Source organism: Salipaludibacillus keqinensis (assembly GCF_003226325.1).
GTDB classification, from domain to species: domain Bacteria; phylum Bacillota; class Bacilli; order Bacillales; family Salisediminibacteriaceae; genus Salipaludibacillus; species Salipaludibacillus keqinensis.
Genome location: NZ_PDOD01000004.1, coordinates 347,348 through 372,941, shown reverse-complemented (window position 1 = coordinate 372,941; position 25,594 = coordinate 347,348). Strand labels below are relative to the sequence as shown.

The 25,594-nt window shown below is 38.9% G+C and carries 25 protein-coding genes; 7 read left to right on the top strand and 18 right to left on the bottom strand.

Going from position 1 to position 25,594, the window contains the following annotated elements:
• Nucleotides 1-1,021 precede the first annotated feature (1,021 nt).
• Nucleotides 1,022-1,900 carry a nucleotidyltransferase-like protein gene (locus tag CR194_RS16605; protein ID WP_110611094.1) on the bottom strand — a complete coding sequence of 293 codons (879 nt, stop codon included), beginning with the start codon at nt 1,898-1,900 and terminating at the stop codon, nt 1,022-1,024.
• 462 nt (nt 1,901-2,362) lie between these two features.
• Here CR194_RS16605 and CR194_RS16600 point away from each other — a divergent pair, with 462 nt between their 5' ends.
• Entirely contained in the window at nt 2,363-2,722 is a 360-nt protein-coding gene (locus CR194_RS16600; RefSeq protein WP_110611091.1) for a YgzB family protein, read from the top strand.
• An 81-nt stretch (nt 2,723-2,803) separates the two neighbouring features.
• Here the strand turns inward: CR194_RS16600 and perR are convergent, their stop codons facing one another.
• The 7 genes from perR to CR194_RS16565 form a co-directional block, all read right to left on the bottom strand.
• Complete coding sequence (gene perR, locus CR194_RS16595) at nt 2,804-3,241, bottom strand: peroxide-responsive transcriptional repressor PerR (protein WP_110611089.1); 438 nt, start codon at nt 3,239-3,241, stop codon at nt 2,804-2,806.
• 200 nt (nt 3,242-3,441) lie between these two features.
• Entirely contained in the window at nt 3,442-3,747 is a 306-nt protein-coding gene (locus CR194_RS16590) for a cyclic-di-AMP receptor (protein ID WP_110611087.1), read from the bottom strand.
• 22 nt (nt 3,748-3,769) lie between these two features.
• Nucleotides 3,770-4,720: a D-2-hydroxyacid dehydrogenase gene (locus CR194_RS16585; RefSeq protein ID WP_110611085.1), complete on the bottom strand. Its 951-nt coding sequence runs from the start codon at nt 4,718-4,720 to the stop codon at nt 3,770-3,772.
• Nucleotides 4,721-4,913: 193 nt separating this feature from the next.
• Complete coding sequence (locus tag CR194_RS16580) at nt 4,914-5,360, bottom strand: hypothetical protein (protein ID WP_110611083.1); 447 nt, start codon at nt 5,358-5,360, stop codon at nt 4,914-4,916.
• Between the two features lie 187 nt (nt 5,361-5,547).
• A complete protein-coding gene (locus tag CR194_RS16575; RefSeq protein ID WP_110611081.1) occupies nt 5,548-6,261 on the bottom strand; it encodes a hypothetical protein in 714 nt (237 codons plus the stop codon).
• Nucleotides 6,262-6,277: 16 nt separating this feature from the next.
• Nucleotides 6,278-7,129 carry an ATP-binding cassette domain-containing protein gene (locus CR194_RS16570; RefSeq protein ID WP_110611079.1) on the bottom strand — a complete coding sequence of 284 codons (852 nt, stop codon included), beginning with the start codon at nt 7,127-7,129 and terminating at the stop codon, nt 6,278-6,280.
• Nucleotides 7,126-7,494 carry a GntR family transcriptional regulator gene (locus CR194_RS16565; RefSeq protein ID WP_110611077.1) on the bottom strand — a complete coding sequence of 123 codons (369 nt, stop codon included), beginning with the start codon at nt 7,492-7,494 and terminating at the stop codon, nt 7,126-7,128. The genes CR194_RS16570 and CR194_RS16565 overlap by 4 nt, the downstream gene beginning before the upstream one ends.
• Nucleotides 7,495-7,649: 155 nt before the next feature.
• On the opposite strand from CR194_RS16565, the gene CR194_RS16560 reads away from it, so the two are divergent.
• On the top strand, nt 7,650-8,381 hold the full coding sequence (locus CR194_RS16560; protein WP_146035968.1) for a hypothetical protein: 732 nt from the start codon (nt 7,650-7,652) through the stop codon (nt 8,379-8,381).
• A 3-nt stretch (nt 8,382-8,384) separates the two neighbouring features.
• Nucleotides 8,385-9,161 carry a hypothetical protein gene (locus tag CR194_RS16555; RefSeq protein WP_110611073.1) on the top strand — a complete coding sequence of 259 codons (777 nt, stop codon included), beginning with the start codon at nt 8,385-8,387 and terminating at the stop codon, nt 9,159-9,161.
• A gap of 53 nt (nt 9,162-9,214) precedes the next feature.
• Here the strand turns inward: CR194_RS16555 and bcp are convergent, their stop codons facing one another.
• A complete protein-coding gene (gene bcp / locus CR194_RS16550; protein ID WP_110611071.1) occupies nt 9,215-9,685 on the bottom strand; it encodes a thioredoxin-dependent thiol peroxidase in 471 nt (156 codons plus the stop codon).
• A 54-nt stretch (nt 9,686-9,739) separates the two neighbouring features.
• Nucleotides 9,740-10,180: a potassium channel family protein gene (locus tag CR194_RS16545; RefSeq protein ID WP_110611069.1), complete on the bottom strand. Its 441-nt coding sequence runs from the start codon at nt 10,178-10,180 to the stop codon at nt 9,740-9,742.
• Between the two features lie 183 nt (nt 10,181-10,363).
• Here CR194_RS16545 and CR194_RS16540 point away from each other — a divergent pair, with 183 nt between their 5' ends.
• The 3 genes from CR194_RS16540 (at nt 10,364) to CR194_RS16530 (ending at nt 17,869) form a co-directional block, all read left to right on the top strand.
• Entirely contained in the window at nt 10,364-11,659 is a 1,296-nt protein-coding gene (locus CR194_RS16540) for a glutamate-1-semialdehyde 2,1-aminomutase (RefSeq protein WP_110611067.1), read from the top strand.
• A gap of 304 nt (nt 11,660-11,963) precedes the next feature.
• Nucleotides 11,964-16,463, top strand: coding sequence for a glutamate synthase-related protein (locus CR194_RS16535; RefSeq protein WP_110611066.1), 4,500 nt, complete (start codon nt 11,964-11,966; stop codon nt 16,461-16,463).
• A 323-nt stretch (nt 16,464-16,786) separates the two neighbouring features.
• Nucleotides 16,787-17,869, top strand: a complete 1,083-nt coding sequence (locus CR194_RS16530) for an FUSC family protein (protein ID WP_110611063.1) — start codon at nt 16,787-16,789, stop codon at nt 17,867-17,869.
• A 102-nt stretch (nt 17,870-17,971) separates the two neighbouring features.
• Here CR194_RS16530 and CR194_RS16525 read toward each other — a convergent pair whose 3' ends face one another.
• The 5 genes from CR194_RS16525 to fabL all read right to left on the bottom strand — a co-directional run bounded on the left by CR194_RS16525 (nt 17,972) and on the right by fabL (nt 22,284).
• On the bottom strand, nt 17,972-19,714 hold the full coding sequence (locus CR194_RS16525; RefSeq protein ID WP_110611061.1) for an ABC transporter ATP-binding protein: 1,743 nt from the start codon (nt 19,712-19,714) through the stop codon (nt 17,972-17,974).
• A gap of 267 nt (nt 19,715-19,981) precedes the next feature.
• Entirely contained in the window at nt 19,982-20,509 is a 528-nt protein-coding gene (gene ntdP, locus CR194_RS16520; RefSeq protein WP_110611059.1) for a nucleoside tri-diphosphate phosphatase, read from the bottom strand.
• Between the two features lie 4 nt (nt 20,510-20,513).
• A complete protein-coding gene (locus CR194_RS16515; protein ID WP_110611057.1) occupies nt 20,514-20,987 on the bottom strand; it encodes a DUF3939 domain-containing protein in 474 nt (157 codons plus the stop codon).
• Nucleotides 20,988-21,245: 258 nt separating this feature from the next.
• On the bottom strand, nt 21,246-21,434 hold the full coding sequence (locus CR194_RS16510) for a gamma-type small acid-soluble spore protein (protein ID WP_332888680.1): 189 nt from the start codon (nt 21,432-21,434) through the stop codon (nt 21,246-21,248).
• An 88-nt stretch (nt 21,435-21,522) separates the two neighbouring features.
• The gene (gene fabL, locus CR194_RS16505; protein ID WP_110611053.1) at nt 21,523-22,284 is read right to left on the bottom strand and encodes an enoyl-[acyl-carrier-protein] reductase FabL; all 762 of its coding nucleotides are present in this window, start codon (nt 22,282-22,284) and stop codon (nt 21,523-21,525) included.
• A gap of 233 nt (nt 22,285-22,517) precedes the next feature.
• Here fabL and CR194_RS16500 point away from each other — a divergent pair, with 233 nt between their 5' ends.
• Nucleotides 22,518-22,742: a cytosolic protein gene (locus CR194_RS16500; RefSeq protein ID WP_110611051.1), complete on the top strand. Its 225-nt coding sequence runs from the start codon at nt 22,518-22,520 to the stop codon at nt 22,740-22,742.
• A 14-nt stretch (nt 22,743-22,756) separates the two neighbouring features.
• Here the strand turns inward: CR194_RS16500 and CR194_RS16495 are convergent, their stop codons facing one another.
• The 3 genes from CR194_RS16495 to CR194_RS16485 are packed head-to-tail and all read right to left on the bottom strand — an operon-like array spanning nt 22,757 to nt 25,464.
• Nucleotides 22,757-23,287: a chromate transporter gene (locus CR194_RS16495; protein ID WP_110611049.1), complete on the bottom strand. Its 531-nt coding sequence runs from the start codon at nt 23,285-23,287 to the stop codon at nt 22,757-22,759.
• The gene (locus tag CR194_RS16490; RefSeq protein ID WP_110611047.1) at nt 23,284-23,835 is read right to left on the bottom strand and encodes a chromate transporter; all 552 of its coding nucleotides are present in this window, start codon (nt 23,833-23,835) and stop codon (nt 23,284-23,286) included. The genes CR194_RS16495 and CR194_RS16490 overlap by 4 nt, the downstream gene beginning before the upstream one ends.
• Nucleotides 23,836-23,850: 15 nt before the next feature.
• The gene (locus CR194_RS16485) at nt 23,851-25,464 is read right to left on the bottom strand and encodes a gamma-glutamyltransferase family protein (protein ID WP_110611045.1); all 1,614 of its coding nucleotides are present in this window, start codon (nt 25,462-25,464) and stop codon (nt 23,851-23,853) included.
• Nucleotides 25,465-25,594 lie beyond the last annotated feature (130 nt).

The window sequence follows — 25,594 nt, the reverse complement described above, 5'->3', positions numbered from 1 at the left end:
ATTAGGCACGCCGCCAGCGTTCGTCCTGAGCCAGGATCAAACTCTCCGATAAAGTACGATGACTAATCATCAAGTTTGATGTCTCTGACATCAAAAAGTTAAAAATTTGTTTCATTGACGGGATATTTTAAAATATCCCACTTCGCTTGGCTTTTTGTTTAGTTTTCAAAGGTCAACTATATGTTGTCGTTTTTATAGCGACTTGATCAGTATAACACCTGTCCAACCTCAACGTCAACACATTTTATAATTTTTTTAAAAGCAAAATGCTTTTTAAAATCAATTGCGCCTCACAGCGACAAGAAATAATATACCACAGATCAAATTAATAATACAACCCTTTTTTATCATTTTCTTTTGTTTAGAAACAAAGGTTTCAATATGTCTGTCTTTAGTTCGCTCCATCAAACGCAACTAACGGCCTGATATTAAAGCAATACTAGCAATATGATAGAGTTAGCAAAATATAATTAATATAGTTGTATATAGTAAGAAAAAACTTCAAGCTATAATTAATATAATATTATCATTAAAAATTGGCTCGGCAAACATTAATTATAGAAAAACAATGAACTACACTTGTTAGGTAATAAACGAGCAAGGTATTTTTGAATAATCTCTGGCAAAAGCAATCCTTCTCTTAAATGGACACCATTGGTTAAAGGTTAGAATAATATCCTAACTAATTTGACAAAAGAAACGAACAACGATTCCTCATCTCATATTAATTTCATCACCTTCACTTTTAGTTCTGTTCTCGCAACTTAGATTAATGTAGAATATATTCTACCGTTGGAACTTTCACGTAACAGTTATACTTCCTAAACAAACTTCATATCTTCCCGATAAAAAAACAGCTTACAGGTATACCTGCCCCGCTAACAAGTATTCCGCCACTGAAAAAGGCGATTCATTTCCCTCTTGTTTAGGGCTTGCCCCTACTCAAAATTGAAGAGAGAAATGAATCGCTAGAATGATAAATGATTTCATGAGTTGGTCTCAAGTATTAACTTAACCCCTTTCAATTATTTGAAGCATTTACTACATATTGACGATGGTAAATTGCTTGCCCTTTCGTTTCTTCCTTAACTACATCTACATAGCCTTTCTGAACTAAGTATTCCAGCAATATACTCAAATCCAAAGAATACTCATGAATAGATAATTGCTGTTTAAGCTCTTGAATCGTCCATGGGGTTTCCTCTTTTTTCATTAAATCTAACAAATGAGCACTACCCAGTTTTGTTTTTGACATCAATTCAAATTCATTTGCTATAAGTAATAGCTCTAACTTCTTTTCAATTGATTCTGTTCCGGTAACAAGCTCGGAATATAATTTATGTATCTCTGGCTCTATTTTCCTCACTTGTTGCCAAACAGTTACCTCTGGATAAAAACCATGCTCGATAACAGATAGACGAGCTAAATGATGGAGAGCATGTACGATTTGGTTATACGAATCCAGGTAATGTCCTTCATAATATAGAGATTTCCCGTCTGTAAACCTTCTTATCAGCTTGGAAAATTCCACTCCAATTTTCTCTTGACGGTCCTCATAAGGAAACTCCATCATCTGATGACGAAATTCCTTCATATATTCATTTCGATCGAAGATAACCTTCCCATTCATAAGCCAATCAACCACTCTACGGTTAGAGCTATTGAGCAGCCAATCATGCAATTGCATTGTATTAACTAAATGCATAGCAACTTTATACTCACTGTATTCGTAGTGCTTAATTTCCCATGCAGATTTACTATCATCTAATATAACAAGTAACACCACGTCAAAATAGTCAGTATTCGCCTCTTGTTGTTTTCGCTTTTCTACTGATATGATTCCTAATGTATGTTCGTCGTTTGTACGGTCTTGATATAATTGCCGCAATAAATCATCCATAAAGCATATCCTCCTTTTAAATCTATTATTAATCACCGATCTACTTATATTCGGCTCTGTACATACTATCGCTGACTTTTCTGATAATTTTCCGAACGAATTGTTCTTGGATTCAGAAGCATTCTGACGTTCCTGTGAAAAAACATACAGAAGATGCCAAAGGGCAATCTCGGTAACATCACCGCTTCGTTTACAAATACGAGCTAAGACATCGTTGTATAGATTAAAATGATCAACAACTATGTTTATTAAATCATTCAATTAAAACTAGTGGCATTTTCCATAACATTTCACTAGGATAAAGATTATATAATGTTAAATTTTCGCAGTGTACCTCTTTTCTCTTCGACACTCTGCACAAAATCCCTTTAACTTTTATCACAAACATTCTTATAAATGAAAAGTTGATTCTGTTGTCCATTCAGTTGAATGTGATATAATTTTCTCTCGGGAGGCGTTTTTATGGGTGTGAAATATACGAATAAAATTAATAAAATTAGAACATTTGCACTTGTTCTAATCTTTGCGGGCATCATCATCATGTACTTAGGGTTGTTTTTTCAAACAAGCCCTATCTTAATGACTTTGTTTATGTTATTAGGTTTTTTGGCCATTATCGCAAGTACGGTCATTTATTTTTGGATTGGCATGTTATCATCCAAAACTGTCCAAGTACTGTGTCCTGATTGTGAAAAATACACAAAAATGCTTGGCAGAGTGGACGCTTGTATGCATTGCAACGCCCCATTAACAGTGGACAAGTCATTGGAAGGTAAAGAGTTCGACGAAAAATATAATCGCAAAAAAGACAAAGGGGAATAATAAACTCCCTTTGTCTTTTTTATCATTTATAAGGTGTTCTAAAAAAGAAAAAATCGAAAGCAAGGGCTTCCGATTCACACATCAATGTTTTGGATTCTTTTGACAATCTTGACATTCACCATATATCTCCATGCGGTGATTCGTTACATTAAACCCAGTTACGTGCTCAGCCAATGTTTCCACTTCATCTAGACCTGGATAATGAAAGTCTACGATTTTGCCACACTCTTCGCAAATAACATGGTAATGATCCGAGGTATTACTGTCAAATCTGCTAGATGAGTCTCCATAAGTTAACTCTCGTACCAACCCCACGTCTTTAAATACACGAAGATTATTGTAAACTGTTGCCACACTCATATTCGGAAATTTTCTCTCCAGTGCTTTATAAATCTCATCTGCTGTCGGATGTGCCTTAGCACTAAACAAAAACTCTAAAATCGCATGACGCTGAGGCGTCATTCTTACTTTAGTATTTTTTAAAGAATGTAACGCATCTTGAAGTCGATGGTTTTCCATTGGTTTCACCTCTTCTGCTAAAAAACTAATGAACTTACAATTCATCATTTCATTATTATTTCTATTACTGAACAAGTAGCAATTATTACTTTATAATATTTATAATTAGTATAACTAATCGCTGCAAAGGTTGTCAATCTTAACGCCTTTATATGCCAACAACAATGGGTATGCCTCTATGAAGCCAAACACCTACTGTCTTATTGTTTTGCAGATTTCTGAAAGAAAGGCATACTATCTTTCACATCTATCAAGAAAGATGTATAACGACTAGATTCCTCTGGAGATTTACCTTTTTTCTTTTCTACTGCATAGCAGATTTGGTGCATATTCTCACGAAGGTTTTCAATATCCTCTTCAATAATGCCAATTAAAAAGGTTGTGCTCCCTTTTTTTAAAAAACCTCCGCTACTGGAAAGTTCAGTCATTCGGTAATTCTTTTCTTTTAAACCTTCTTCCATTGCCGAACGATATCGATTTTGAACAACGCAAACCATTAGTTTCATTCCGCAGTCCTCCTGTTCTTTTTTAGTATCCTTTTCTCGGGTCGATCAAGTTAATATAATTCCCTTCGTGCGAACAAAACACGTTTAAATTATGGTCAAATATCTCAAATGCTCTTGGTTGGTATTGAGGTGATATTCCCGAGATGTGCGGTGTCACAGTGATTTGGTTTTCGAGCCAAAAAGGATGATCTTGAGGCAAAGGTTCGTCATGAAATACATCAAGAACGGCATGCATAAGCTTTCCACTGGCTAGAGCAGCTAATAAATCTTCTTCATTAATAACATTCCCTCGACCAATATTAATCAAAATAGCATTCTCTTTCATTTGGTTAAACTGATCCTTAGCTAAGATCTCATTGGTTTCTTTCATTTTTGGAAGAACCGTGATGACAAAATCTGCTTCGTTAAGCAAGTTGTCTATATCTTTTTTTGTAACGATCTTATCAAAGTTATTTAGCTGCTTTCCCGTACGGTTCAATCCGATGACCTTCATGTTGAAGGCTTTTGCTAATCGAGCTATCTCCTGACCAATCGCTCCCGCTCCCAAGATGCCTATAGTTTTTCTATGAAGTTCTGTCATCTCGAGGAAGCGGTCCCACTTTTTGTTTTGCTCATTACTTATTACTGTCTTTGCCTGTCTAGCTACTTGAAGCATCATGCTCATAGTATATTCAGCCATCGGTATTGCATGAATTCCTTTGGCACTTGTAACAATAATTCCTTTATTTTCAATGGCAACAAACGGCATTTTATCCAAACCTGCAGCAATCACCATGATCCATTTTAAATTTATCGCGCTATAGATGTGATTCTCGGTCAAATCTTCACCATAGGTTATGAGAATCTCCGCTTCCTTTAAATCATCCTCTGCATCATTGATATGAGTGTGAAATCGAAAATCTATATCCGGATGAGTTTGTATTAAATTTTCTCTTATATCTCTTCTTACTTTTGCTGAAGTTACTATGATCATGTCGCAAAGAGCCTCCTCACGGGCTATCCTGTTAGTTATCATATTACCACAGCATGTGAAAGGGGAACATGATATTTATTATAGTAGAAAGGTGAACGGAACTGGATGAGGCATTATCGAAAAAATCTGTTCTGTTCTGAAACCTTTCACTAAAAAAAGCGAGGAGCCGCCCTCGCCAAGCCGAAAAAATTTATCAGTCAGTGACTAATCCAAAATGAAATTGCTCTGTTTTCGTTTCACCATTAGCTCTCCAGTTGACAACTGCACTAGCCACAATCTTTTCGCCTAGATTTTCAGAGCACTCTTGGCATTCCTCACCATGCTTAACCGTTCCATCGAACTGTTCCACTTCCAAATCTTGATAAAAAAATCCATTCAGTTCAGTGTCGTCAAACTCAACGAAAAATTCCAGAGCATCTATCTCATCCGGTTCCAAATCCTCGTTAATAAACGTTAATCTCAATCCCACTTCTGCTACATCGTTTTCTATATCATTGATGAAAAATATGGCATTCCAATCGTTTTGCGTTACTTCATCACTCAAATCCGGTTGAAACGGTTCTTCGTACTCATCTCTTAACAAAAACATAGCACCAGCAACAATAACTCCTATGACCAAAAATGGGATCATCTGTTTCATCGGTTCAACTCCCGCACATGACTATTTCACGTATTATTTTAACAGAGTGAAAGAATCATTTGGTTTAATTATGAACATTTTAATTTTTATCCCTCTTAACATCACTGGAAACTTCGCTTATGATCAACCATTCCATAAAAGAGTTAAAAAATCATTTCTTATTTAAAAAGTGACGACAAGTGTTCAATTATCCACTTTTTTCACCATGAAAAGATGAAATACGCTTAATAAAAGTAAGTGGTATTAGTAAAACAAGGAGAATAGCGCCTATCGTGGTAAATGTTAGCTGAATTTCATTCGCTTGACTGATCCATCTTCCTAAATCTCCCCAATAAGAATTGAAAACAGGAACTAAAATTGTCGTAAGGAAAAGTGCCGCTGCAATATACAGACCTATAGAACCAAAATGATATTTGACTAAAGACAACAAAAAACCGAGAGAAATAAAAAGCATGAATATAGCACACTGTAGGAGAAAAATACCAATAACAGATGGCTCCAACCCACCCATAATAAATATACTTTCTATTTGAATAGCCACATCACTGGTAGCGAATAATCGCATGAACCCGTGGTAATAAATGGTGTGAATCAATGCTGTCACTAGAGAAAAGAGGGCAAAAATGATGATGATCGATTGATAAATATGCTTTCTCGTCCCACCGAACGACAACCCATAATAAAAAACAGGTCTAACAGTAAGTGTTCCGGTAACAAATATATAGATCATGACTATAAGATCAGAATTCGTTGTGAATTCTACTGTTCCAGTCTGTGTCCGTGCCCACAGCCCTAATGCGTAGAAACCAAAAATAAAAGCTGAGAAGATAAGCCAGAATGAGATATATGAACTTAACATCTCTTTCCTAAAAATATACACGATCCCAGGTAAAGCTGACATAGGATTTCCCCCCTAATTATTTATTGTCTGTCACACGAAGCAGATAATCTTGCAAATGAACGTGGTCTTCAACCTTTTCAAGGACGTGTTCATCTTCACACGTATCTAAATCGATCATGTACCGAACCAACGGCCCCATTTCTTTTTTCTCTAAAATATATGCTTTTCCGGTCAACCAGTTTAGTTCCTCCTTTGTTCCATGAATAAAACCAGCAGATTGACGAAATTGTTCCATCGTTTTATCTTGAATTAACGCTCCCTCTTTAAGAACTAGAAGGTTTTCAATATAGCGGTGCAGTTCATTGATGTAATGGGTAGAAATGAGAAAAAGTCTGTCCCTTTGCTCATGCTCTTCCATTAATAAGTCATAAAAAGTTTCTCTATGAGCGGCATCTAGTCCATTTGTAGGTTCATCGAAAATAGTAACCCTTGCTCTGCTAGCAAGCCCAATAGTAAGTGCTAAAGCTGTTTTCATTCCTTTAGACATTTTCTTTACTTTCATTGATAGTTTCAAATGAAAAGCAGCGGCTGCTTTTTCAGCCAATGCTTCATTCCATGATTCCTTGAAATTAGCAGCGATGCAAAAGGCATCTTTCACTGACCATAAAGGGTTAAGCGGATGGTTTTCTTGAATGAAACAAATGTGCGGTGAGATTTCTTCGTTATCATAAGGGACAGACCCATTAACATAAATTTCGTTAGCCGGAGAAAGACCTGAAATACATCTCATTAACGTTGTTTTTCCTGCTCCATTCCGTCCCCATAAACCATATATTTTTCCTGTTTCAAGGGTTAAAGATATTTGATTTAACACTTTCTCCTTGCCATAGGAATAGTTTAATTCTTTAACTTCCACCATTGAACTCATTGGTCATCCTCCCTTTCCATGTAAGAGATAATTTCTTCTTTCCCCACTCGCAATCGTTTTGCTTCATGCAACAGAGGTTCAACATAGTTTTTCATGAATGTCTGTTTCCGTTCTTCAATTAATTTTTCTTTAGCCCCTTTTTGAACGAACATGCCAATCCCCCTTCGTTTATAAATAATTTCTTTATCAACTAACGTCTGGATACCTTTAGCCGCCGTGGCAGGATTGATACGATAGAATTTCGCTAGCTCATTTGTCGATGGAATTTTTTCTTCTTCATGGATCTGGTTATCTAATATATCTTCCTCGATCATCACGCATATTTGCTGAAAAATCGGTTTATCATCATCTAGTTGACTTTTCATGCTCTCACCACCTATTTGGTTAGTTACTTAACTAATTAACTAACATGATACTTCGTTTTCAAAATTGTGTCAATTCATTTATTTTTATAGATGCCTCTCTTTGATTTATGCTAGAATTTTACATAAAGAAAGGTTGTGGCTTAATGAAATGCAGGGTGTTTTTATTATTATTTCTTATCGTCGGTTGTTCACAAGACGACAAGGAAGAAATGAGTGGTGATTTCACCGGCAGAGTCACTGGCCCTGCAGATGGATTTGATACGTTGCTCGTGTTAAAGGAAGACACACTAGGTGGAACTTCAGTAATAAATAATGTGAATCGACATCGAATAAGTGAGTATTCAGTAAACGCTTATCGCGTTATGCTTTCATCGTCCACTGAAATTGTCGATGAGGATGGGGAAATTCATATGTATGGTGATTTGGAAGATTCCGCATTTCAATTCATGGCTAATCGAGAAATAAAAGTTCGCTCCAATGAAGAGTGGGAAGAAAAATGGACCGAACTAGATCGTTATTTGAGCTACCAGCCTCGCTTCTTACCTGTCTACAAGGCTGAAAAAATTGAGTTACTCCCATATGGATTAGAAGATTTTATCAATTTTCACTCTCCCTTAATTGAGTCCAAGTTTTTTTTAATGACCTTTCATAAGGATGATGACGACATCACAATTCCTTCTAATGTTATAAGTGACTTAACTCCTCATTTACATTCCCGAGAGCAAATCTCTTGGCAAAGTTTTTTTGTGGCTGAAGATAATCCGATTGACCGTTATGTACATACAGATCCTATGAGTCATTTAGTTCTTTCTAATGAAGGAAAAGAAATTCTAACCGACGATTGGCAAGAAGTGATTGATTATTTTAAAGAAAGAGAGGGGGATTAACCCATGCACAAGTTAAGGGCGTGGTTCATACTTATCACTTTCCTAACAGTGGGGTGCCAAGGGATTGAATCTGAGGAATTATTTGAAGAAGACGTAAGAGGTCAGACATTAACATTTGACATATCTAGTGGATTCTTCACCTTATTCGTGAAAGATTCCTCCAATGACTATCTTACGTTCCATAGTTTTCAAAATATAGATAGTGATTATGAAGTAGAATTGTATGCAATTTCTTTAACAGAAGACACAAAGATTTTTCATCCGGACTTTAATACTCCTCAGAAATATACAGATCTCCCTGAAGATCTAATTTATCACGGGGATACAATGGGCATCTCTTTTAAAGAAGAGTTCACATGGGTGATGCAAAATAAGAACTCTGATTATTCGGATTTATATTCCTTTAACCCTGCCTATACTGCTGAAGAAATTCATATACAGCCTATGACACTGGAAGACGTAAAAAACCTACATGCTCCTAATGATGCAAACGTATCAATTACAGTTTTCCATGAAGATTTCCAGCTATCAAACGCTGAAAATGAGTTAAGAAGTGAATTAAATGCCTTAAGAGAAAGTAGAGAAATACATTTGTCAGCAAGAGATTATTATATCACCGCACGCCCCTTTCATAGTAATTATTCACGTATAGAAGAACTAGATTTCAGTTCTTTTCCTACGTACTTAATAGTCACAAAAGATGGAGAAATGAAGACGACTGGAGAAACCGAAGAGGTGATTCAGTTGCTTCGAGAATTCAGCAAGAAAAAGCAGGACTAACGATTTTTCAAGATAATAAAACCACCTGCATGTACAGGTGGTTTCCGTTATAATTATTTTGTTTCCTGACGCAAATACTCAAGGGCTTCTTCTACATGCCCCTTCACCTTTACTTTACGCCACTCTTTTAACAACTTACCCTCTTTATCAATGACGAAGGTCGACCGTTCAATTCCCATGTATTCTTTACCGAAATTTTTCTTTAATTTCCAAACGCCAAAGTCCTCTGCCAATTCGTGGTTCTCATCTGCTAACAATTCAAACGGCAAGTCATGTTTATCAATAAACTTTTCGTGACGAGCTACAGGATCTGGACTAACTCCGAGAATCACCGCATCCAATTCCTCGAAACTTTTATGATTGTCTCTGAAATCACAAGCTTCGGTTGTACATCCCGGAGTCATGTCTTTCGGGTAAAAATAAAGCACGATGTACTTCCCTCGGTAATCCGAAAGAGAAACTTCTTTTCCACCATTAGAATGAAGTGTTCGATCTGCGACTTGTTGTCCTATTTCAATCGTCATATGCCTTCCTCCTTCAACAGTTGTCCTATTCATCATACCCAATTTTTCTAATGGCTACAAACGATTCGGACGCTTCTGAGAAGATTCATCATAATGGATGAATGTGGTCACAACGAAGGCAGCGGGTAACAAATACCCAATTAAGGCTTGGATCATCGCAATCCACCGTCCCACCCCTTGGGGAATGATGTCCCCATAACCAACAGTTAAGAGAGTGACCGCACTGAAATATAGGACGTCTTCAATTAAATGGAGGAACGAATCGGTATGGAGAGCTTCTCCTTCTTTTAGTACGGAAATACCAAGCAGTTCAAGGGCAATATAAAGAACCCCAAATCCAACCATGACATTCGCATAAACAACAAGTAATACAATAAAATGACGAATAGAGAGCCTTCGATCATACGCTGGTTGTTTTTTGATGAGTAAGTATAGACTCATTCCCATCCCCATAAAAGAAATGATTATCACTAATAAAATCAAGAGGCCGTTCATCGTATCACCTCAACTTAATCTATGACTTACATGATTAAATTAGGACAAGATATTTTTGCAGATCTGTTATTATTCTCGGTTCCCACTTTTTAAATGTTCCCAAAAGATTGGCCTGTGGTAGATAAACGGATTCATGATACAATCTAATCTGAACCAAACAGTGAATTTAGGAGGCCTATACATATGTCATTCGAAAAATCAGAACAACTATATAAAGAAGCGAAAGATGTCATTCTCGGCGGTGTTAACAGCCCATCACGTTCTTATAAAGGGATCGGCGGTGGTACGCCTGTTTTCATGAAAAAAGGAAAAGGACCATATTTTTGGGACGAAGACGACAATCAATATATTGATTACCTCGCTGCATACGGGCCAATCATCACGGGTCATGCACATCCCCACATCACAAAAGCCATTCAAGAAGCGGCCGAGGATGGGGTTCTCTTCGGTACACCGACTACTCATGAGAATAGGTTTGCTCATATGCTTAGAGACGCCATTCCATCTTTAGAACGAGTGCGCTTTGTTAACTCCGGAACTGAAGCCGTTATGACGACAATCCGAGTCGCCCGAGCTTATACTGGCCGTGACAAAATTATTAAATTTGCTGGCTGCTATCACGGACATTCCGATTTAGTTTTAGTAGCTGCCGGTTCAGGCCCCTCCACTCTAGGAAACCCTGATTCTGCCGGGGTTACTGAAAGTATCGCTAAAGAAGTAATTACCGTACCTTTCAATGATATAGACGCTTTTGAAGAAGCGCTAAACCATTGGGGAAATGAGATTGCGGGAGTCCTTGTGGAGCCGATTGTGGGTAACTTTGGTATTGTCGAACCGAAGCCCGGATTTCTTAAGTCAGTGAATGAGTTGGCTCACGAAGCTGGTGCTTTAGTGATCTATGATGAAGTAATCACCGCTTTCCGATTCATGTATGGAGGTGCTCAAAATCTTCTTGGGGTGGAACCTGATTTAACTGCCTTAGGTAAAATCATCGGTGGCGGTCTTCCTATCGGAGCTTATGGCGGAAAAAAGAAAATCATGGAAGAAATTTCACCGCTCGGTCCTGCATATCAGGCTGGCACGATGGCTGGCAACCCGGCATCAGTTAGGGCTGGAATTGCTTGTCTTGAGGTGCTACAACAGACTAATGTTTATGAAAAGCTTGATTTACTCGGTCAACAATTGGAAAAAGGGATCAAAAACTCAGCAGATCAACACGGTGTTCCGGTTACAATTAATCGTTTGAAAGGAGCACTCACTGTTTATTTCGATGTGGAACATGTATCGAACTATGAGCATGCAGAAGAAAGTAATGGAGACAAGTTCGCTTACTTCTTCAAGGAATTATTGAAAAGAGGCATTAACCTTGCGCCATCTAAGTACGAAGCGTGGTTCCTCACCACTGAACATTCTGAAGCTGATGTAAACGACACCATTAAAGCTGTAGACGACGTATTTTTAAATTGGAAATATGCATAAATATACATCACAAAAAAGAGCAGGATCACTTATCCTCTCTTTTTTTTCTTGTACATATCATTGTAAACGTTTACATAAGCGTTTTATAGTGAAAATGAGGTTTCGAAGGCCGTTTCACCTCATGCATTTTCTATTCTTTTTATTGTATAATTAATTGATTTTATTTTTGAATAATGGTAAGGTTAATTATAATTCTGACAATTCTGTGTACCTGGATTTTTAGACCTTATTTTTGTCAGGTTTTCTATCAGTACAAGGTTGTTTTATTTTTACAGGAGGTGGAGGTCGAACGTTGACCAAACTTATGAGAAAAGTTTCAAAAGAACTTCAGCGTTTCCGCGGAGCGCTCCAAGAGGAACATGACAGCTGTGGCATTGTTTCATTCATTGAGAAAGAAAATATCCCAACTAAGAAAAACATTGATGACACTATTCAAGCTTTGTTAACAATGAATCACCGGGCGGGCTTCATTAACGAAGAGGGTGATGGGGTAGGTATTCATATTGATATTCCTCGTGCTCTTTGGAAAAAAAAGCTTGAGGAAGTCCAAGTGGATCCGTCACTAGTTGACTCTCCTTCATTTGTTGTTGGCCATTTATTTATTGAAAAAACTCCTGAAACAAGTAAATTTCAACAAGAAATGAAAGATCTTTTCGCAGCGAAAGGATTCAACCTCGTTTTTGAAAGCACGGATCAAACCAATTATGAGGCGTTAGGCCCTATAGCAAAAAAGGCGGAGCCTCTGTTCTGGCAACTGGCATTTACTGCCGATGAAACTCTAAATACTGCTACCCTTCGATCAATTTTATTTGAACTAACCATTGAATGCGAGAAAAACCTGGCAGTTCATGTTGCTTCTTTAAGTAACGAAAATGTTGTTTATAAAGTCATGGGCGCTGGTGATATTCTCCCGAAGTACTATGCAGACTTGGCAGACCCTCTTGTTGCTTCTACTACCACTTTAGGACATAACCGTTACTCCACGAACACGTTGTCGAATTTTTTCCGTGTTCAACCTTTTAGTGTGATCGGTCATAACGGTGAAATCAATACCATTGCCAAGCTCCGAGACGAAGCAAATATGGTAGGCGTTCCGTTAGTCGACGGCGGTAGTGACTCTCAAGACTTAAATAGAGTCATTGATACGTTTACTTCAAGGGAAGGACTGTCATTATTTGAAACATTGGAAATCCTCTTCCCGCCAATTGTAAATGAAATCAAGCATTTTCCAGAGCACTTAAAAGATTTATATTCCTATATTCGTGAAGCGTGGGGACATTTTGCTCAAGGACCCGCTGGTATTATCTCCAGATCTGGTGATGAGACTGTTTTCAGTGTAGATTCATTGGGCCTGCGCCCTGTGTGGATGCTTGAGACAACGTCAAGCTACATTTTTTCTTCGGAACAAGGGATTTTCACGTCTGATCAATATGTATCTGAACCGAAACCTTTCGCTCCAGGTGAAAAAGTTGCCTTAAAGAGAAGTGAACAAGGGACAGTCGTTGTCTTATGGCACGACGAATTACAAGAAGAAGTATATCACCGAATGGCAGACAAACTTCCTATTATGGGTGCGAGCAAACGACTTACTACGAAATGGAAGTCATCTCCTCAAGCGGTTTTATTCCAACAAAATGTTAACCCTTCTGTCTATTCGGCTAATGGATGGGATCGTGAACACGTTCAGCTAATAGAACAAATGGCTGAAAAAGGCGTAGAACCTATTCGATCCCTTGGGCATGATGCCCCTTTAGCAGCGATGCACCCTGGCCGAAAAAATGTAGCAGATTTCATTAAAGAAAGTGTAGCCGTTGTGACTAATCCAGCGATTGACCGTGACCGTGAGATGGAACACTTCTCCACACGAGTAGTTATTGGTAAGCGTCCCGGATTGTTTAAAGAAGAAGATATGAGAACCATTACTCAATTGGATTCCCCCGTTATTAGTGACGGTATGGCAGGGAAAGCATTACACGAAGAATTTAATCATCCTTCCTACGAAGAGTTAGTTGAATATTATAAGAATCATAATGAAGTAGAAGAACTGAAACTTGTTCGTCACAATCATGAAGAGGTGGAAGAGGCTCTTGAACGACTAGCAGCAGATGCAACGGCAGCCATTGAATCCGGAAAATCGTTTATAGTTCTTGATGATCACGGAACCCATGAAAATGGTCTGTACTGGCTAGATCCTCACCTTGCCATTTCATCACTAGATCAAGCCTTAACTCATAAAGAACTACGTCGCGATTGCTCTTTAGTTTTAAGATCGGGAAGTATTCGTACATTACATGACATTGCTGTTGTGTTCGGGTTAGGTGCTGACCTTATCAATCCTTATGTCATGTTCGCTACTGTCGTAGATGATGATGGGGCACCAGCTGTAAAACTATATTCTGCGTTAAATAAAGGACTTGAAAAAATCATTTCTACGATCGGTATCCATGAATTACGCGGCTATGGTCGTCTTTTCTCAGCCATAGGACTGAACGAAGAAATTGCAGACCACTTAAATATCGTGAATTACCTTGGTAGTAAAGAGGTTAGTTTTAATTTCAAGCAAATGAAAGAAGACAGTTTGGCTCGAAAAGAGGATTTCCATAGTGAAAAGGCTAGGCCCGGAAAAACATTTCACATCTTCCCACGTATTTGGAAGTCCCTTGGTGACCTTGCTTCTGGAAAGATTGAATATAAAGAATTTGGCGATAAAATTGCCGAGCAAGAAACCAAAAATCCAACGACAATCAGACATTTTACAGACTTGAAAAAAGTCCAATCGGATATAGAGAACGAAACCGTCGATGTTGGTGTAGGAAGTCACGACCTTCCATTCATGATTAGTTCCATGTCATTCGGCTCCCAAAATGAAGTAGCATTCCGTGCTTATGCGGAAGCGGCCGATAAACTGAATATGATCAGTTTCAATGGTGAAGGCGGAGAGATCAAAGACATGCTAGGAAAATATCCAAACACCCGTGGACAGCAAATTGCTTCAGGTCGATTCGGAGTCAACGTTGAATTGTTAAACTCTACAAACTTATTAGAAATTAAAATTGGCCAAGGTGCAAAGCCAGGTGAAGGCGGTCACTTGCCAGGATCAAAAGTTACAGATAAGGTTGCGGCTGCACGAAATGCTACAACTGGATCAGATTTAATTTCACCTTCTAATAACCATGATATTTATTCGATAGAAGATTTAGCACAAATGATTACTGAACTGAAAACCGCTAATGATCAAGCCAAAGTCACGGTAAAAGTCCCGATCGTACCAAATATTGGAACAATTGCTGTAGGGATTGCAAAAGCCGGAGCTGACTACATTACGCTAAGCGGATTTGATGGCGGTACTGGTGCCGCTCGTGTTCATGCCTTACAACACGTAGGTCTTCCAGCAGAAATCGGTGTGAAAGCTGCCCACTTTGCTCTATTAGAAGCGGGTCTGCGCCACAAAGTTGAGCTTTGGGCTGATGGCGGAGTTAAAAGCATTCAAGACGCTATTAAATTGATGCTATTAGGGGCAAACCGAATTGGTTTCGGTACGTTATCCATGATCGCTGTTGGTTGTACTGCTTGCCGTGGTTGTCACTTAGACACGTGCCACGTAGGTATTGCTACGCAAATCGAAACAGAAGCACAAGCTAAAGACCATGGACTGCGCCGCTTCGTGCCAAGAGAATATGACCTTGCGGTTCAAGGGTTGATGACAATGTTCTCTCAATTTGGAAAAGAGCTTCAAGCATTGACCGCCTCTCTTGGGTTCAAACGTACGCAAGATCTCGTTGGTCGAGCAGATTTACTAGAACAAACGCGCGGACATGAGGAACTTGATTTAACAGAATTACTGTCTACTCTTCCTGAGCAGGACCTAGCTCCATTTGAGCCTGCTAAAGCTCTTGAAGAAGCGGAAGAACAGCAACTTGCTGTAGCAGTAGGAGCAGAGTTCGAGTATTTGGACGGTAATATCAGTGAACTAACCACCTCAAGAGAATTTGAAGCTGTCACCGCTGAACAGCGTATACTTGGCAGTCGAGTCTCCTGTCACCGAGTTCGCGGCAAATTAGATGGGTCCTATAAGAGCCTTCCAGAAATAGATTTACGTTATACGAAAGGTTCTATTCTCGGTAATGGGTTAGGTGCTTATAATAGTGATGGAGTAAACATTCATATCACTGGCGGTGCTCAAGACGGAGTCGGAAAAACATCGTTCGGAGGATCATTCAAAGTTTTTAAAACAAAAGGTATGAACGGCCAGCTAATTAACGGCTCTGTTGGTAAAGGGATTGGATATGGAGCTCAAAAAGGCACATTCATCATTCAAGGTGACGCAGACTCACGAGCGGGTATTCGCTTGTCCGGTGCCGATATGATCTTTGGAGGTCGATTAAAGAAGCCTCTCACTAAAGATCGGCTTTATAACGCAGGCGTTCATGCAAACATTAAAGGTTTTGCTTTCGAATATATGACGAACGGCAGAGGTCTTGTTATGGGCGATCCTGGCCCATGGATGTGCGCGGGCATGACAGGTGGTGTCATCTATTTACGATATGATGAGATTATGGGTCTTGATGATCAAGCTTTGAGGAATAGAATTGCCAAAGGGGCAAAAGTGGCTATTGAACCTTTATCTGACGAAGGGATTTCAGATGTGGTCGAGTTATTAAGCATGTACCGTGACGAACTTGCTGAATTAGATCAGCTAGAAGAAGTAGCTTTAGTAGAGAAGCTTCTAGAGGAACCTTCTGCTCACTTCAGGCAAGTAGTTCCAGTTAAGCAACAAGCTGACCCTGCGGTATCTACAGAGTAAAAATTGTATCTTAACGAATATATGGGAAGGGACTCTAAGAGCAACTAAAGAGTCCCTTCTCTTTTTAGGGGTGAATTAGTTGTCTGGCGTATAAGACTTCTCATCGTTTTCGTCCTGTTCCGTTGGATCTTGCTGCGTCGGTAGAACCTGCATAGGCTTGTCTCCTCGGGCTATGTTCAATTCATATATTAGTATGTAAAAACCATAGGAACATCTTGAAGTTTCCTTGAAAGAGGTGTATAGTACATCCTTATATTAACCGTTTTTACTTGCTTGAATTTAATTCATTCGCCCTTATAAAATAGAAAGGAATTTGAACGATTATGAGACTTGGAGCTCGTATTTTCAAAACAGGCTTAGCAGTAACCTTTGCCTTATATGCAGCGATGTGGCTTGGGTTTGAAGTACCTGCATTTGGTGCGCTAGCCGCTTTTTTTGCTGTGCAGCCATCCGTTCATAAAAGTTTAACGTTAATTTGGGATCAGATACAGGCAAATATCATCAGTGCTGTGTTAGCAATTATCTTTGTTCTTGCCTTTGGACACGAGCCGTTTGTTGTAGGTGTCGTTGTTGTTCTGATCATCAGTATTAATATTAAGCTTAAGAAGGAAGCGATCATTCCATTAGCTGTGGTAACAGCCATCATCATTATGGGAAGCCCCACAGATGACTTTATCAATTTCGCTGCCAATCGATTTATGCTTATCATGATCGGGGTGTTTTGTGCTTTTATCGTGAATATGATTTTTTTACCTCCAAAACACGAAAATCAGCTCTATCATAAAATTACCGACACAAATGAGCAGATCATTCAATGGATTCGCCTAATTCTCCATCATGAAGTGGATTATCATACGCTGAAACAAGATATGAAAAAAATTCGCGATTCAGTGATCAAGTTAGAAAATATCTTCACCTTATATCGAGAAGAACGAAGCTTCTTTCGCAAACATGAATATTCCCGGATGCGGAAAGTTGTCTTATTCAGACAGATGCTCAGCACCACGAAAAAAGCAAAAGAAATCTTGAAAAGCTTAAGTAAACACGATAATGCTGTTAATCAATTGCCTGAAGAAATGAGTCAATTACTTCAGCTTCAAGTTGATTATTTAACAAATTATCACGAACGAATTTTATTAAAATACATGGGGAAAGTGAAACCTCAGTCAACCGAGGATTTTTACGAAGAAATAAATAACGGAAAGCATCAGCTGATCAATGTATTTATGACCTATCACTCGGACCAGCAAATAGAACAAGATGACTGGATCCACTTTCTTCCAGTTATTGCTCTCATTATTGAATATAGCGAGGAACTGGAGCATTTAGACCGCCTCGTAGATGGATTCTTCACCTATCATACTGAAGACAATGAAGTGAAGATTCGAGAGCGGGAGATGTTCTAGTTGATTTAGTGCCGGGCTGTTGATATTCTCCTTACAGTTAAGTTCTTACCACCTGTTAACGAAAAAAAAAGCGTCCCCTTGGGGCGCTTTTTTTTCGTATGTTTAAGTCAATTGTTGCACTTGGAAAAGATTATAGTAAGCTCCTTGCCTTTTCATGAGTTCATCATGTGTACCAGCTTCAGCTAAACGACCATGGTCTATGACGATGATTTTATCAGCGTGAGTAATCGTAGATAGACGATGAGCGACAATGAATGTGGTCCGATCTTCTGCCAGTCGGAACAGAGACTGCTGAATGAGGCTCTCACTTTCTAGATCTAATGAGCTTGTAGCTTCATCAAAAACTAGAATCTCTGGGCTCTTCAAGAAGACACGAGCAATAGCGACTCGTTGTTTTTGGCCGCCAGACAATTTGACTCCTCGCTCCCCTATGTTTGTCTCATATCCTTCAGGAAGCCCTCGAATAAATTCATCTGCATTTGCAGCCTTTGCAGCAGCATATACTTCTTCGTCTGATGCTGTTGGACGACCCATGCGGATGTTAAACATGACTGAATCGCTGAAGATAATATTGTCTTGGAGAACCATCGCTATCCGATCTCGTAATGAACGGACTTGGTAGTCACGGACATCTTTTCCGTCTATAAGGATACGTCCTTCCGTTACATCATAAAACCGTGGAATAAGACTCATAATTGTGCTTTTTCCACCGCCACTCATACCGACAATAGCAACCGTTTCACCCCGTTCCACTCGGAAACTGACCTCCTTTAGAACAGGTTCACCTTCAATATAACTAAATCCTACATTGTCAAAGATTACTTCCCCTTGAGGATAAGAATAAGGAGCAGCATTTTTTTTGTCGGTGATATCATACTTTTCATCAACTAATTCAAACACTCGATCCATCGAGGCGATAGATTGAGTTAATGTTGTGGAAGAATTGACTAATCTCCGCAAAGGGTTATAAAGACGGTCCATGTAAGCTACGAAAGCGACCATTGTTCCAACTGTCAATCCTGTTTGAATGACTAAAACACCAGCAGCACCAATCACCATAATCGGTGCAATATCAGTAATTGTATTCACGACAGCAAAAGTTTTCGCATTCCACCTAGTGTGATCAATGGCTTTGGAAAGAAAGTTCTCATTTTGTCGGTCGAACTCCTTTTGTTCGTAATCCTCCAAGGCAAAGCTACGAATGACGTTCATTCCTTGTAACCGTTCATGGAGATGACCTTGCACTTCAGCCAAAGCTTGCGATCTCCTTCTTGTTAAATTGCGAAGCCTCGAGAAAAAATATTTAATGGCAAATCCGTAAAGGGGAAGTAATGAAATCGCAATTAGTGTTAACCATACATCCATCGTCATCATGATAACGATGGCAACTATAATAGTAAACACATCGAGCCAGATGTTCATCATGCCAGTAATGATAAAATTCTTCGTTTGTTCTACATCATGAATAACTCTCGAAATAATTTCCCCTGATTTCCTGTTAGAATAAAACTTTAAACTTAGCTTTTGGAGATGGACAAATAAATTTTCACGAATATCGTATAAAATCTTGTTCCCAGTCCATTGTGCTAAATATTGACGGTAATATTCAATAGGTGGGCGAAACACTACAAATACAACCAGGACGATCCCAATAAGCCAATATAATGTGTTAAGTTGCTCACTAGTGGATAAACCTTCTGCCCCAATAATATCATCAATAACATATTTTAAAATGAGAGGGATCATTAATGGAATACCAAATTTAAACATCCCTATAATGACCGTAAGTGTGATGGCTTTCCAATAGGGCTTTACAAACTCCATATAGCGTTTAATACTTTCCAAATAGAACATCTCCTTGCTAACCAACCAGCAAACTTTAAGTTATGACTGCTTGATTTCAGGACTTACTTTAATTCATTTATGCATGTAAGTTCCCGATCTCTGTATTTACAGACTTATTCCCTTCGATTTACGCTTCTTTTTCAAACACCTTTATTTTTTGTCAAACGGTGATATTTAACACTGAATTTCCACTGTATATTAGTGGACAAATAAAAAGAAGAGGGAGCTTGATTATATTCTAACCGCTCCACTCTTTCATTCGATAAATTATCGATGATGTAAAAAACGCTCATACCAATACTCAATAAATCCCGGTTCAAAGGGACCTTTTTGCTGACTGACCCATGATACCAACTCGTCTACGGTTCTTCTTAATATGACTTCCACTTCATCAGGATAATTCATTTGTTTCTTATGTAAAGCAAACTCATCTTCATCTAATAATTTATATGTCATATCAGGAAAGACTTTAATATCCAAATCGTAATCAATATACTTTAATGCTTCTGAGTCATATGTGAACGGAGTTCCAAGATTACAATAATAGTAAATACCATCATCACGGATCATCCCTATGACATTAAACCAATGATGGGCGGTAAAGTAGCATATCGCCGGTTCTCTTGTTCTCCATTGGCGTCCATCAGATTCTTGCACTAAAATGCGATCATTCCCACCAATGACTTCTTGTGTCGTTCCTTTTAAAATGATCGTTTCTTCCCAGACACGATGAAGCAGCCCGTTATGTTTATAGCTTTGAACTTCAATGTTACTGCCTATTTTAGGAAATTCCACAATGCTACTCCTTTCTCTCTTGATCTGTTGGCTTCCTATGGGTCACCATCCGATCATTAGAGTCCAAATACAAATCGAAGGGAGGTTTTTGTATAAGATAATTTTGTAACTTAAAATAGCTGATTTTCTTCGAACGGTCTCCAGGAATACAAGGCTCCTCACCTGTTTCAAGCAAATACTGATCACATGCTATTTGACAAAAATCAATATGCTTAGGATATTCAGGATCCTCAAAAATTTCGAATGTCTCTTTAGACATGTAAAAGGGTCTATCAGGTTTGCCACCTAAATAAGAATGCAAAAGTTCAAAATCAATTTCATGATTATCTGATACAATGCTACGTAAAGAAATACCTTTATCTAACTTCAAGGCAAATTTATTCACAGCAGATCTTACGTCATCAATCGATACCGTAATTTCTTTTACTTCTTTTTTAGCTTGGTTTTGTTGGTCTTTTCGTTTCCGTCGGAAAAACATATTTTTCCTCCCTCGAAAAAAAGTTATCTTCAGATTAAAACGAATATATTCTTCCGCGCTAAAATTGGTCAATTGCTCTTATACCTTATCTTTCTTATTATACTATTGTTTGTGCCATTTTAACAGAACTCCACCGTAAGCTTCTCTATTTTCTTACTGAAACCGTGTGACAAAATAAGAAAAGCCCTCTCCCGTTTATGGAAGAGGGTATAGACATTCGGACTCTTCACGAGGAAGAAATCCTGTTGCAGCAATCCGTTATTGTTGCTGCTGTTGCCCTTTAGCTTGTTGCTTACGTTGTGAAGACTGTTGGTTTTGTTGTCTTACTTGTTGAGCGTCTGTTTCACTTGCAAACTCATAGTTTTGCCCTTGAGCAGATTGTTGGTTTTGCTTCTTTACTTTTTGAGCATTTGTTTTAGAAGCATTTTGTTGTTGGTTGTTTTGCATGTGTATCACCTCCACACACATTAATATGTCCTAGAGGGAATTTCTTATCCAAATAAAACATCTGCAAAAAAATGTTACTTTAACCAAATCAGGTCAACAGTGAAATTCCACCATCGACAATGATTGTTTGACCGCGTATCATACTTGCCTCATCAGACAACAGAAATAGTGCGGCATTCGCTAAATCTTCCGGTTGTACCATTTTACCTGCAGGCGTTCGGTTTCTTGCATCGTCTAATAACTCATCCCGGTTAGGAAAGTGCGTCAATGCATCCGTATCAACTGCTCCTCCTGAAACAGCATTTACACGAATGTTAAAGGGTGCTAATTCCACTGCTAAATACCTGGTTAACGCTTCTACTGCAGCTTTAGATACTCCTACAGTAGTATAGTTAGGCAAGTATCTCGTTGCTCCTAACGAGCTTAAACTAACTATGGCTCCACCAGACGTTTGTTTTTTCATTCTTTCTGCTGCCATTTGTGAGCAAAAAAGCATTGCTTTGCTATTAATATTCATTGTCCAATCCCAATGGCTTTCTTCTACTTCAAGAATTGGTCTTAATACGCCTGAAGCGGCGTTATTGACGAGAATATCAATTCGACCGAATTCCTCGTCAATCTGATTAAACATCTCTTCAACTTTATCTTGTTTAGCCACGTTTGCTTTAACAGCTATTGCCTTTTGACCAAGTTGACGTATTTCTTCGACAGTTTCTTCCGCCTTTGTTCGGCTTCTCGCGTAATTTATCACTACATTGTAGCCTTTACGAGCCAATTTTAGCGCTATTTCTTTTCCAATACCTCTGCTGCTTCCAGTGACTAAGGCAACTTTTTCAGTTGAGTGTTTCATGTAAATAATGACTCCTTTAATTTATATATTTGTGGCTTTTTTAGTATAGCACTGTTAAACGTTGTTTTAGATCGCACTACTCATCTTCCCTATTTGTCATAAATATTGGAACGGGCTTTGTATTTTCAAAGTAACCTTTTTGTATAATATGACTCGTGAATAGTAAAGCTAATCATACCAAGAAACATGATGATATGTTCGTAACTATTATTGAAATGAGGGGTTGAGTAACCATGTACGTAGGTCGTGATATGACTGAATTGTCAATGACACCAAAAACTGATTGGACGGAAAAAGAACTTGCCTACTTTCACCATATGTTTCAACAGATTTCTCCTTATTTGAGCGTTGAAGGGGTAACTATCCATAAAGAAATAGTCAATGAAATCATCAATCGAAACGGATTACCCAAAATGGAAGCCGACTGGACAAGTGGGACAAGACTCCAGTTTGATTAACGTTTTCATTCAAGCTAATGGAGAAACAGAGCCCCATAAATCAGGGCACTTAATATAACATAAGCAGGATGAACCTTTATTTTTTCTAATAAAACATAACTCACAACAAGCATAAAGCCTGTTTGGAGCCAACCGCTATCTAAGTATGAAGTTTCCATAAACCTAAATGTCATAGCTCCTAAAAGCACAGCTATCGTTGGCCTTACGACGGATGATAACAGCTTCACTTTCGGTGAATCTTTGAACTTCAATAAAACACTTAATAAAATGAGCATTAATATTAAAGATGGAGCAATAGTAGCAAAGAGGGCAACGATTGCACCTAGAATTCCTGCCTGTTCAAAGGCAATAAAACCAGCCATCTTCGTGGCAATTGGACCAGGCAAGGCATTCCCTAAGGCTAACACTTCACCAAATTCCTCAATGGTCATCCAGTCATATCTATGAACGACTTCATATTCAATCAGTGGAATAGTTGCAGGCCCTCCACCGTATCCGACAATTCCTGGAATAAAAAAAGCTAAAAATATTTCCCAATATATCATTCTTCCTCACCTGCCTTCCTTGCTGGTTTGAGCAAGACAAATAAGATAAGTGCCGCGATTACAATGGCAGGATGCATTCCTACTAGCTGGATGAGGAGAACGGACGCAATAACAAGTAAACTGGCTTTTAACCAGCCTAGGTCAGTATGGGATTTTTTGAAGAAGTTCCATGTCAATACACCTAACATGACTGCCACAACCGGCAGTACGCCTCGAGTCATTCCTTGAACCCAATCATATTCACGAAAAGAGGCTAACGAAGTCAATAATATAATCATTAGGATAACAGTAGGAATAACCGAAGCTAGAAGTGCATTCAACATCCCTGAAATTCCTGAAACTCTGTATCCAATATAACCGGCAAGCTTTGTAGCTATAGGACCTGGGAGAGTATTTCCAATCGCTAGCATATCGGAGAACTCTTCGTCAGTCATCCACTCGTATTTATCTACAACTTCCTTTTGAATAAGGGGAATGGAGGCAGGCCCGCCTCCATATCCCAATAGGCCAACCCTTAAGAAGGCCATAAACAGATTTGCTTGTTTCATCATTTAGGCACCTTTCTAATATACAGCAATCGCTCCGTCTGTACGCGCTTCTGTTCCGCCTGATAATACTCCGTTCGTCGGATTTCGCCAGATGATCTGGCCACGTCCGAAGCTACCTCCAAGGTGAGTGAGTTGGATATCGTGCCCTTTAGCAGAAAGTGATTGAGCAATATGATTTGGAACAGTGTGTTCTAACAATACTTGTTTATCTTTCATCCATTGCCACCTTGGCGCATCAAGTGCTGCTTGAGGATTCAAACCAAAGTCAATTGTATTCATAACAACTTGCATATGGCCTTGCGGTTGCATAAACCCGCCCATAACACCAAATGGACCAATCGCTTCATTCCCTTTCGTTAGAAAACCTGGAATAATAGTATGGAATGTCCGTTTCCCTGGTCGCAACGCATTGTCATGTTCAGGATCAAGACTGAAATTATGTCCTCTATTTTGCAGCGAAATTCCTGTATTAGGAACCACTAACCCAGAACCGAAGCCCATATAGTTGCTTTGAATAAACGATACCATATTTCCTTCGTTATCGGCAGTCGCTAAATAAACAGTTCCGCTTGACGATGGATCTCCTGCCTCAGGTTGAAGTGCTTCTTCACCGATAAGCTCTCGACGTGTTTTTCCATAGCTTTCGCTTAGCATATCTTCCACATGTTGACTCATATATGTTTTGTCTGTGATATATTTTTCACCGTCAGCAAAAGCTAACTTCATTGCTTCAATTTGTTTGTGGTACGTGTCTATATCTTCTCTTGTGTGAAAAGAATCATTTTTCAGAGTGTTTAAAGCCATAAGAGCTATTAGACCTTGCCCATTTGGAGGGATTTCCCATACGTCATACCCCTTGTAATTAACTTTAATAGGATCTACCCACTCCGGTTTATAGGCTGCCAAGTCTTCTTTTCGAATGTACCCACGATGTTTTTTAGAAAAAGCATCAATCTGATCAGCTATGTCCCCGTGATAAAATGAATGACCCTTTGTTTTCCCTATTTCTTCGAGAGTGTTTGCATGCCCTTCTGACTGCCACATCTCTCCTGCTTTCGGGGCACGTCCTTCAGGAGCAAATGTATCAAACCAATGTTGAAACATGTCATCTTTCAGTACTTTCTGGAATCCTTTCACAGCTTTGTCCCAAAAGTAAGATAGCGTAGGACTTAATGGAAATCCTTCTCTGGCGTACTCTACAGCTGGAGCTAGTACTTCTTCGAGAGGTAACTTACCAAACTTTTCAGACAACTCAACCCAAGCAGAAGGGGCTCCAGGAACCGTAACAGGTGTCCAGCCAAACTTAGGAATTTCTTTTACACCTTGTTCTTTAAGCTTTTCAATAGAGATCCCTTGAGGCGCTGGACCGCTAGCGTTTAATCCATGTAATTTGTCCTTTACCCAGACTAGTGCAAAGGCGTCTCCGCCAATTCCATTAGACGTAGGTTCCACTACAGTAAGGCATGCGGCTGTGGCAATGGCTGCGTCGATGGCGTTTCCACCTTTTTTCATCACATCAAGCCCTGCCTGGGCAGCAAGAGGCTGAGATGTAGCAACCATTCCATTTCTTCCATATGTAACCATACGTTGAGAAGGATACGGGTTGTGCAAAGAACTTAAATTCTTCATCAGTAAGTCTCCTTTATATTTTTTCACCATTTTAACATATTTCGGGTAACGAAATGGTTATTTTTTGGCTTGGCTATTAAAAATAATACCTGAATTCATGGAATCAGGTATTATTTTTAACATAAATGTA

Coding starts and splice junctions, on each gene's coding strand:
- CR194_RS16605 (WP_110611094.1), bottom strand. CDS start 1,900: ATGGATGATTTATTGCGGCAATTATATCAAGACCGTACAAACGACGAA.
- CR194_RS16600 (WP_110611091.1), top strand. CDS start 2,363: ATGGGTGTGAAATATACGAATAAAATTAATAAAATTAGAACATTTGCA.
- perR (WP_110611089.1), bottom strand. CDS start 3,241: ATGGAAAACCATCGACTTCAAGATGCGTTACATTCTTTAAAAAATACT.
- CR194_RS16590 (WP_110611087.1), bottom strand. CDS start 3,747: ATGAAACTAATGGTTTGCGTTGTTCAAAATCGATATCGTTCGGCAATG.
- CR194_RS16585 (WP_110611085.1), bottom strand. CDS start 4,720: ATGATCATAGTAACTTCAGCAAAAGTAAGAAGAGATATAAGAGAAAAT.
- CR194_RS16580 (WP_110611083.1), bottom strand. CDS start 5,360: ATGAAACAGATGATCCCATTTTTGGTCATAGGAGTTATTGTTGCTGGT.
- CR194_RS16575 (WP_110611081.1), bottom strand. CDS start 6,261: ATGTCAGCTTTACCTGGGATCGTGTATATTTTTAGGAAAGAGATGTTA.
- CR194_RS16570 (WP_110611079.1), bottom strand. CDS start 7,129: ATGAGTTCAATGGTGGAAGTTAAAGAATTAAACTATTCCTATGGCAAG.
- CR194_RS16565 (WP_110611077.1), bottom strand. CDS start 7,494: ATGAAAAGTCAACTAGATGATGATAAACCGATTTTTCAGCAAATATGC.
- CR194_RS16555 (WP_110611073.1), top strand. CDS start 8,385: ATGCACAAGTTAAGGGCGTGGTTCATACTTATCACTTTCCTAACAGTG.
- bcp (WP_110611071.1), bottom strand. CDS start 9,685: ATGACGATTGAAATAGGACAACAAGTCGCAGATCGAACACTTCATTCT.
- CR194_RS16545 (WP_110611069.1), bottom strand. CDS start 10,180: ATGAACGGCCTCTTGATTTTATTAGTGATAATCATTTCTTTTATGGGG.
- CR194_RS16540 (WP_110611067.1), top strand. CDS start 10,364: ATGTCATTCGAAAAATCAGAACAACTATATAAAGAAGCGAAAGATGTC.
- CR194_RS16535 (WP_110611066.1), top strand. CDS start 11,964: ATGAGAAAAGTTTCAAAAGAACTTCAGCGTTTCCGCGGAGCGCTCCAA.
- CR194_RS16530 (WP_110611063.1), top strand. CDS start 16,787: ATGAGACTTGGAGCTCGTATTTTCAAAACAGGCTTAGCAGTAACCTTT.
- CR194_RS16515 (WP_110611057.1), bottom strand. CDS start 20,987: ATGTTTTTCCGACGGAAACGAAAAGACCAACAAAACCAAGCTAAAAAA.
- CR194_RS16510 (WP_332888680.1), bottom strand. CDS start 21,434: ATGCAAAACAACCAACAACAAAATGCTTCTAAAACAAATGCTCAAAAA.
- fabL (WP_110611053.1), bottom strand. CDS start 22,284: ATGAAACACTCAACTGAAAAAGTTGCCTTAGTCACTGGAAGCAGCAGA.
- CR194_RS16500 (WP_110611051.1), top strand. CDS start 22,518: ATGTACGTAGGTCGTGATATGACTGAATTGTCAATGACACCAAAAACT.
- CR194_RS16495 (WP_110611049.1), bottom strand. CDS start 23,287: ATGATATATTGGGAAATATTTTTAGCTTTTTTTATTCCAGGAATTGTC.
- CR194_RS16490 (WP_110611047.1), bottom strand. CDS start 23,835: ATGAAACAAGCAAATCTGTTTATGGCCTTCTTAAGGGTTGGCCTATTG.
- CR194_RS16485 (WP_110611045.1), bottom strand. CDS start 25,464: ATGAAGAATTTAAGTTCTTTGCACAACCCGTATCCTTCTCAACGTATG.